Annotated in this window: 9 protein-coding genes; 1 reads left to right on the top strand and 8 read right to left on the bottom strand. The window is 71.0% G+C overall.

Annotated elements, in window-relative coordinates; genetic code table 11:
• Nucleotides 1–424 (bottom strand): response regulator (locus NON22_RS17275; RefSeq protein ID WP_257388189.1); only part of this gene is annotated, 424 nt, incomplete at its 3' end.
• On the bottom strand, nucleotides 424–912 hold the full coding sequence (locus NON22_RS17270) for a hypothetical protein (protein ID WP_257388188.1): 489 nt from the start codon (nucleotides 910–912) through the stop codon (nucleotides 424–426). The genes NON22_RS17275 and NON22_RS17270, both read right to left, overlap by 1 nt.
• A gap of 134 nt (nucleotides 913–1,046) precedes the next feature.
• Between NON22_RS17270 and NON22_RS17265 the strand changes: the two genes are divergently transcribed.
• Nucleotides 1,047–3,083: a 3-hydroxyacyl-CoA dehydrogenase NAD-binding domain-containing protein gene (locus NON22_RS17265; RefSeq protein ID WP_257388187.1), complete on the top strand. Its 2,037-nt coding sequence runs from the start codon at nucleotides 1,047–1,049 to the stop codon at nucleotides 3,081–3,083.
• A 19-nt stretch (nucleotides 3,084–3,102) separates the two neighbouring features.
• Here NON22_RS17265 and panE read toward each other — a convergent pair whose 3' ends face one another.
• The 6 genes from panE to NON22_RS17235 form a co-directional block, all read right to left on the bottom strand.
• Nucleotides 3,103–4,014, bottom strand: a complete 912-nt coding sequence (gene panE, locus NON22_RS17260) for a 2-dehydropantoate 2-reductase (RefSeq protein WP_257388186.1) — start codon at nucleotides 4,012–4,014, stop codon at nucleotides 3,103–3,105.
• Nucleotides 4,014–4,364, bottom strand: a complete 351-nt coding sequence (locus tag NON22_RS17255) for a PilZ domain-containing protein (RefSeq protein ID WP_257388190.1) — start codon at nucleotides 4,362–4,364, stop codon at nucleotides 4,014–4,016. Before NON22_RS17255 ends, panE begins: the two co-directional genes overlap by 1 nt.
• Before the next feature lie 16 nt (nucleotides 4,365–4,380).
• On the bottom strand, nucleotides 4,381–5,349 hold the full coding sequence (gene holB, locus NON22_RS17250; RefSeq protein WP_257388185.1) for a DNA polymerase III subunit delta': 969 nt from the start codon (nucleotides 5,347–5,349) through the stop codon (nucleotides 4,381–4,383).
• Nucleotides 5,346–5,993, bottom strand: a complete 648-nt coding sequence (tmk, locus tag NON22_RS17245) for a dTMP kinase (protein ID WP_257388184.1) — start codon at nucleotides 5,991–5,993, stop codon at nucleotides 5,346–5,348. The genes holB and tmk overlap by 4 nt, the downstream gene beginning before the upstream one ends.
• Nucleotides 5,990–7,039, bottom strand: a complete 1,050-nt coding sequence (gene mltG, locus NON22_RS17240; protein ID WP_257388183.1) for an endolytic transglycosylase MltG — start codon at nucleotides 7,037–7,039, stop codon at nucleotides 5,990–5,992. Before mltG ends, tmk begins: the two co-directional genes overlap by 4 nt.
• The coding region (locus tag NON22_RS17235; RefSeq protein WP_257388182.1) for an aminotransferase class IV at nucleotides 7,032–7,627 on the bottom strand (596 nt) is incomplete at its 5' end. The genes NON22_RS17235 and mltG, both read right to left, overlap by 8 nt.

Below are 7,627 nucleotides of genomic sequence, written 5' to 3'. Positions count from 1 at the left end.
CGGCGCCGGCCGCCGCGCCGCCGCGCAGTTGCGCGAGCGCCTGTCGGATGCGCGCGAGCGCCTCGGCGCCGTCGACCGGCGAACGCAGCCAGTCGACCACGCCCGGCGGCATGCGCGCCCAGTCCCAATGGCGCTCGCCGGACTCGGCCGGCAGCAGGCCGATGATCGGCACGCGGGCGAGGCGTTCGTCGCCTTTCATCTGGGTGCAGAATGCGACCGACTCGCGCGCGAGGCCGATGAATTCCATCAGCACCACATCGATGTCCGGATCCTGGTTCAGGAAGGCCAAGGCCTGCTGCAGGTCCTTGGCCGTGTAGATCGCATCGAAATTCTGGCCGTCCAGCGTGTCGAACAGCACGCGGCGGTCGTCGCGGTTGGTCGCGACGATCAGGATGGACCCCTGGCCCTTTTCGTCGCGCGCCATCAGATGACCCAGCGCCCGTCGCGCAGCCGCGGACGCTGCGGCATGACGCGCTCGAAGCTCAGATGCTCGGTGACTTCCTCGAGGCTGTCGGGCATGGTCAGCGAACCGCCGATGAAAACGACCTTGCGCTCGTTGCCGCCCTTGGCGCGGCCGATCTGGCGCAGCAGGCCGATGTTCGGCGGGCGCAGGTGGCCTTCGGCCTCGACGAACAGATAAATGCCGAAATGCATGCTTTGCAGGATGTAGCGCAGCGCATCGGCCATGCGCTTGGAACCCGGCACTCGCACCTCGCCTTCACGCAGCGAGCTGATGCCGATTTCGTCCTGCCACTGATAGATGGATTGGCCGCTGCGCAGCGCGAACTGGCGGAACTGGGCGACCACATCGGCGACGTCGGTGGTCTCGACCACGACGACGTTCTGCTTCGACGCGATGATGCGATCGAACAGGCGGGAGCTCAGATGGCTGTCGCTGGTTTCCACGTTCACGCGCTGAAGACCGCCCCTTGCATGTCCCGCTCCGACATTGCGACTGCGGCAGACATTATCCCGCAGACCGCGGATTGACCAGAGGCTCGGCCAGCACGGATCATAGCCCGCCCCAACCTGCTGCCGGCCGCGCCATGTTCGAAGGACTTCGCTTCTCCCACTGGAAGACCGAGCGCGGCAGCGACGACATCGTCGTGCTGAGCTTCGACCGGGCCGGCTCCAGCGTCAATACGTTCTCCCGCGCGGTGCTGGACGAACTCGGCGAGATCATCGAGCGCCTGACGATAGAACCGCCCAAGGGCGTCATCGTGCGTTCGGCCAAGAGCGCGGGCTTCATCGCCGGCGCCGACATCCGCGAGTTCGAGCAGTACGAGAAGACCGGCTCGGTGCTCGAATCGATCCAGAACGGCCAGCGCGTGTTCGAGCGCTTCGCCCGGCTGCCCTGCCGCACCGTCGCGGCGATCCACGGCCACTGCATGGGCGGCGGCACCGAACTGTCGCTGGCCTGCCGCTACCGCGTCGCGAGCCGAGACCCGTCGACCCGGATCGGCCTGCCCGAGGTCAAGCTCGGCATCTTCCCGGGCTGGGGCGGCAGCGCCCGCCTGCCCTACCTGATCGGCGCGCCGGCCGCGCTGGAACTCATGCTCAGCGGCCGCAACGCATCGGCCGAGAACGCCCGCGCGATCGGCCTCGTCGACGCGCTGGCCTCACCCGAATTGCTCGTGGAGAAGGCGCGCGAACTGATCCTGCACCCGCCGACGCGGCCGCTGAGGCAGCGCGCGCTGGCCTGGATCACGAACACCTGGCCGGTGCGCCAGGCGCTCGCGCCGATGATCCGCAAGCAGACCGCGGCCAAGGCCAGCCCGTCGCACTACCCGGCACCGTTCGCGCTGATCGAGACCTGGCGCCGCGGCGGCGCTCTCGGCAAGCGCCTGAACAACGAGGCCCGCGCCGTGGCCAAGCTCGCGCAGACCTCGACCGCGCGCAATCTGATTCGCGTGTTCTTCCTGCAGGAGCAGCTCAAGGGACTCGGCGGCGGCACGGCCCACGGCATCGACCACGTCCACGTCGTCGGCGCCGGCGTCATGGGCGGCGACATCGCCGCCTGGTGCGCGCTGCGCGGCTTCCAGGTCACCCTGCAGGACCGCGAGATGAAGTACATACAGCCCGCGCTCGAACGCGCGCGCGAGCTGTACACCAAGCGCCTGAAGACGCCCGAGCGCATCAACCCGGCGCTGGAACGCCTGCAGGCCGATGTGGCCGGCGGCGGCGTGGCCAAGGCCGACCTCGTCATCGAGGCGATCTACGAGAACCTGGAAGCCAAGCGCGCGCTGTATGCGCAGATCGAGGCCCAGTTCCACGAAGGCGAGCTGCTCGCGACGAACACTTCGAGCATCGCGCTGGACCAGCTCAGCAGCGGCCTCGCCCGGCCGCAACTGTTCCTCGGTCTGCACTTTTTCAACCCGGTCGCGCTGATGCCGCTCGTCGAGGTCGTGACGCACGAAGGCCTGGATCCCGAGGCGGCCAGGCGCGCGCTCGCGTTCTGCAAGGCCATCGACAAGCTGCCGGTACCGGTCAAGAGCTCGCCGGGCTTCCTCGTCAACCGCATCCTGATGCCCTACCTGCTCGAAGCCATGACTTTGTACAGCGAAGGCGTGCCGGGCCCGGTGCTCGACAAGGCGGCCAAGAAGTTCGGCATGCCCATGGGTCCGATCGAGCTGGCCGACACGGTCGGCCTCGACGTCTGCGCCTCGGTCGGCAAGATCCTCGCCGAATTCCTCGGCCTGGACCTGCCCAAGGGCATGGAAGCGCTGCTCGAGTCGGGCAAGCGCGGAAAAAAGGACGGCCAGGGCTTCTACGTCTGGCAGGACGGCAAGCCGGTCAAGCCGCAGGTCGACCCGAACTACGAGGCGCCGGCCGACATCACCGAGCGCATGATCCTGCCGATGCTCAACGAATCGGTGGCCTGCCTGGCCGAAGGCGTGGTCGAGAACGCCGACCTGCTCGACGCCGGCGTGATCTTCGGCACCGGTTTCGCACCGTTCCGCGGCGGCCCGATCGCGCACATCCGCAGCGAAGGCCCGGCCGCGGTCAAGGCCCAGCTCGAAACCCTGGCCGGCCGCTACGGCAAGCGCTTCGCGCCGAAGGAAGGCTGGGACCGGATCGCCTGACCGGCGCGGTTTCCGCGGCTCAGCGCCGCGTCGCCTCGTAGACGCGCAGCTGCGTCGCGGCCGCGCGCAGCAGCGGCAGATCCAGCGCCGCGCCGCGCGCGATCAGGTCGCCGATGATGTGCTCGCATTCCGTCGCACCGCCGCGCTGCAGGTCGCGCAGCATCGACGCCTTCAGCGGCGAACCCGGCGCGGTCAGTATCGCGATCGCGTCGGCCTGGGCCGGGTCCGCGATCGGGTGGCCGGCCGCGGCGGCGACCGCACAGGCTTCCGCGTAGCAGCGGCGCAGCAACGCGAAGCCGTCCGGCGTCGCGCCGATCTCGCCGATCGACCCGCGCATCAGGCAGGTCATGGCCGCGAGCGTGGCCAGGAACGCGAATTTTTCCCACATCGCGTCGATGATGCGTTCGCTGCGGCGCACTTCGGCCGGCGCGGCCAGCAGGGCCGGCGCCAGCGCGTCCAGGCGCGGATCGGGTTCGCCGCCCCGCGCGCCGAAGGTCAGCCGGTGCGGCTGGCCCATGTGCAGCACGCTGCCGTCGGGCTGCAGGGTCACCGAGATATGGCAGAGGCCGCCGAGCACGCGCCGGGCGCCGAACGCGAGATCGAGCACGTCGAGATGACGCAGGCCGTTGAGCAGCGGCAGCACGCGGCTGTCGGCGCCTACCGCCGGCGCGATCGCCGCGAGCGCGGTGTCGAGGTCGTAGGCCTTGCAGGCCAGCAGGATCAGATCGAACGGCCGGCCGGCAGGAATGCTGGTCAACGTGTCGACGGCCGCGGCGAAGTCGCCGTGCGGGCTCTGCACGCGCAGGCCGTCGAGGCGCAGCCGCTCGGCACGGGCCGGACGCACGAGAAACGACACCTCGCAGCCGGACTGGATCAGCCGGGCGCCGAAGTAGGCGCCGGTCGCGCCGGCGCCGAGGATCAGGACCCGCATCACATCGTGTGGGTCGGACGGTCCGACCCGAGGATGCCGGCGAGGATGGACTCGATCTTGGTCCGCGCGGCGTCGCCGTCGGCGGATTCGTTGAACTGCACGCCGATACCGGCCGTGCGGTTGCCCTGGGCGCCCGGCGGCGTGATCCAGACGACCTTGCCGGCGACCGGCAGGCGGTCCTTTTCTTCCATCAGGGTCAGCAGGATGAAGACTTCGTCGCCGAGCGAATAGCGCTTGGCCGTCGGGACGAACAGCCCGCCGTTCTTCACGAACGGCATGTAGGCGTTGTACAGCGCGCCCCTGTCCTTGATCGCCAGCGACAGGATGCCTTGCCGCGGCATGCCGCCCATTGCCGGGGTTGCCATATCACGCCCTCCTCGCGGCCGGCGCCAATGCGCGCCAGGCCAGCAGCAATTCCAACAGAAGCAGTTCGCTGCGCACCGGCGTGCGCAATTGCTCGCGTACCCGGCCCGCCTCGCGGAACCATTGCGCTAGCTTGTTGAAATCGCTGATGGCGGTCAAGGCGAGCGGTCCGCGCGCGGCGCGTGCCTGGGCCGCGGCCTCGGCCTGCGCCAGCTGCGCGGCGAACCAGCAGCGGCGCTCGGCCTCGCTCTTGGCCCAGCGGTTGGCGACTTCCGCCGGCGCGGCCTTGCGCACCCAGAGGTTCGCCAGATCGCTCGCGACCTCGGTGCGCAGCGCGAGGCCGCCGCTGCGGGCCAGCTCCAGCGCGAGCCCGGGATTGCCGGCCGCCGCGTCGAGCGCCTGCGCCGCGCCGTCCAAGCCCTGGCGCTTGAGCCAGGCCATCGCGTCGGCCGTATTCGGCAGCGCGAAGTCCAGGCGCTGGCAACGCGAACGTATCGTCGCGGGCAGGCGCGCGAACTGGTCGCTCACCAGGATCATGACCGTGCCGGCACCGGGTTCTTCCAGAGTCTTGAGCAGGGCGTTCGCCGCAGCCGTGTTCATGAGATCGGCCGGATCGATCAGCGCGACCTGGTGGCCGCCGAACTGCGCGGTCATGGCAAGGCGCTGCGACAGCACGCGGATCTGTTCGACGACGATCTCGGTGCGCAGGGTCTTGCCATCGTCGCGCAGCTCGAGGTTCAGCTCGACCCGGTCCGGATGGCTGCCGGCCGCGACGAGCAGACAGCTGCGGCAGCTGCCGCAGGCGACGTCGCCGGGACTCTCGCAGAGCAGCAGCGCCGCGAGCGCGGCGCCGAACGCGCGCTTGCCGAGGCCGGCCGGACCGGCCAGCAGCAGCGCATGCGGCATCGCACCGCGGCGGCGGCGCTCGAGCACATTGTTCCAGAGTGGATGATTCCATTCGGCGATGGTCATGCGGCGCCCCGCTGCGCGAAGAAGTCGTCGAGCACCGCATCGACCTGGTCCAGCACGTCCGTGAGCGGCCGGCTCGCGTCGATGACGCGGAAGCGCCCCGGATCGGCCGCGGCGCGCGCGCGGTAGGCGGCACGCACGCGCTCGAAGAAATCCTCACGCTCCTGTTCGATGCGGTCGGCCGCGCCGGCGCGCGCGCCGGCGCGGGCCAGTCCCTGCGCGACCGGCAGATCGAGCAGCAGGGTCAGGTCCGGACGCAGGCCGTCGGCGGCCCAGCGTTCGAGATCGGCGATGCGCGGCTCGGGCTGGCCGCGACCGCCGCCCTGATAGGCGAAGCTCGCGTCGGTGAAGCGGTCGCTGAGCACCCAGCGTCCCGCGGCCAGCGCCGGCCGGATCACCTCGCGCACGAGCTGCGCGCGTGCGGCGAACATCAGCAGCAGCTCGGCTTCGGCGCAGAGGCCGCGATAGGCCGGATCCAGCAGCACCTGGCGTATCGCTTCGCCGGCGCCGGTGCCGCCGGGCTCGCGCGTGAACAGCGCATCGATGCCGGCCTCGGCCAGGCGCTCGCGCACCTTGCCGAGCACGGTGCTCTTGCCGGCGCCCTCGCCGCCTTCGAGCGTGATGAAACCGCCGCGGCGCGCGGTCATGGACTGCGCCGCAGCTGGTAGCGCGCGACCGCGCGGTTGTGCGCGTCGAGGTCGGCGCTGAATTCGTGCGAGCCGTCGCCGCGCGCGACGAAATACAGCGCGTTGCCGGGCGCCGGCCGCACGGCCGCGCGCAGCGCAGCCAGGCCCGGCAGCGCGATCGGCGTCGGCGGCAGGCCGGTGCGCGTATAGGTGTTGTACGGCGTGTCGGTTTCCAGGTCGCGCCGGCGCAGGTTGCCGTCGAAGCTCGCGCCGAGGCCGTAGATCACGCTCGGATCGGTCTGCAGCTTCATGCCCAGGCGCAGGCGGCGCAGGAACACGCCGGCGATCTGCGGGCGTTCGTCGGCCTTGCCGGTTTCGCGCTCGACGACGGACGCGAGGATCAGCGCCTGGTACGGCGATTCCAGCGGCAGCTCCGGCGCGCGCGCGGCCCAGACCTCGTCCAGCGCACGGCGCATGGCGTCGTGGGCGCGGCGCAGCACCTGCAGATCGCTGTCGCCGCGCGTCCAGACATAGGTTTCCGGCAGGAAGCGGCCTTCCGGATGATCGGCGCCGGCGCCGAGCTCGCGCATGATCTCGGCGTCGGACTGCGTGGTCAGGGTCTGGCGCAGACCGTTCTCGCCGGCCAGCGCCGTGCGCAGCTGACGGAAGGTCCATCCTTCGACGATCGTGAAGCGGTGCTGGATCACGTCGCCGGCCGCCATGCGCCGCAGCAGCTCGCGCGGCGTGGTGCCCGGCGGCACGGCGTATTCGCCGGCGCGCAGGCGCGAGGCCACGCCCATGCGCTGGGCCAGCGCGCGCCAGTACAGGTCGTGCGCGTCGCTGAAGCCGGCCTCGCGGATCTGCCGGCGGATGGCCGCGAACGACGCGCCGGTCGGCACGTCGAGCACGGCGGCGGTCTGCACGCGCAGCGGCGCGTCGACGAAACGATTCCAGTCCTGCCACAGCAGCCAGCCGCCGGCGGCCAGGCCGAGCAGCAGCAGCCAGGCCAGCACGCGCAGAATGCTGCCGCCGGAGCGCGCGCGACGCGGTTTGCGGGACTTACCCATGCAGCGCATCCATCAAGCCCGCCGCGCGCCACTGCATCTGCAGCTCGCGCGCGACCGGGCCCGGCGCGAACGGCGTCGCATCGATGGCCGCCACGGGCAGGATGCCGCGCAGGCTCGAGGTCAGGAACACTTCGTCGGCTCGCATCAGTTCTTCCCAGGTCAGGCGGCCGACCGCGACGTCACGCCGCGCCAGCACTTCGGCGCGCGCGACGCCGGCGACGCCGCACTCGTCCACGGCCGGCGTACGCAGACGCCCGCCGCAGACCGCAAACAGGTTCGCCGCGGTCGCACCGATCACGTGGCCGTCGCGATCGCCGAGCAGGCCTTCGGCGACGGCCTCATCGTTCCACTCGGCGCGTGCGAGCACGTTCTCGAGCCGGTTCAGATGCTTGATGCCGGCCAGCACCGGCTGTGCCGCGAGACGCAAACGGCAGCAGCGTACCCGGATTCCGCGGGCATACCAATCCGGCGCAACGGCCGGTGCGGCCCCGGCGCCGACGATCCAGCACGGCACGGGCGCCGCCGGCGGCGCATAGCCGCGTTCGCCGGTCCCGCGGGTGACGCTGATGCGCACGGCCGCGCGCGGCA

Origin of the sequence: Tahibacter caeni (genome assembly GCF_024609805.1) — a bacterium.
Taxonomy (GTDB): domain Bacteria; phylum Pseudomonadota; class Gammaproteobacteria; order Xanthomonadales; family Rhodanobacteraceae; genus Tahibacter; species Tahibacter caeni.
The sequence above is the reverse complement of the archived record's forward strand: the minus strand, read 5'-3'. Positions and strand labels throughout refer to the sequence as shown.

Bases quoted from the DNA above. Each gene is read 5' to 3' on its own strand.
- NON22_RS17265 (WP_257388187.1), top strand. From the start codon at position 1,047: ATGTTCGAAGGACTTCGCTTCTCCCACTGGAAGACCGAGCGCGGCAGC.
- panE (WP_257388186.1), bottom strand. From the start codon at position 4,014: ATGCGGGTCCTGATCCTCGGCGCCGGCGCGACCGGCGCCTACTTCGGC.
- NON22_RS17255 (WP_257388190.1), bottom strand. From the start codon at position 4,364: ATGGGCGGCATGCCGCGGCAAGGCATCCTGTCGCTGGCGATCAAGGAC.
- holB (WP_257388185.1), bottom strand. From the start codon at position 5,349: ATGACCATCGCCGAATGGAATCATCCACTCTGGAACAATGTGCTCGAG.
- tmk (WP_257388184.1), bottom strand. From the start codon at position 5,993: ATGACCGCGCGCCGCGGCGGTTTCATCACGCTCGAAGGCGGCGAGGGC.
- mltG (WP_257388183.1), bottom strand. From the start codon at position 7,039: ATGGGTAAGTCCCGCAAACCGCGTCGCGCGCGCTCCGGCGGCAGCATT.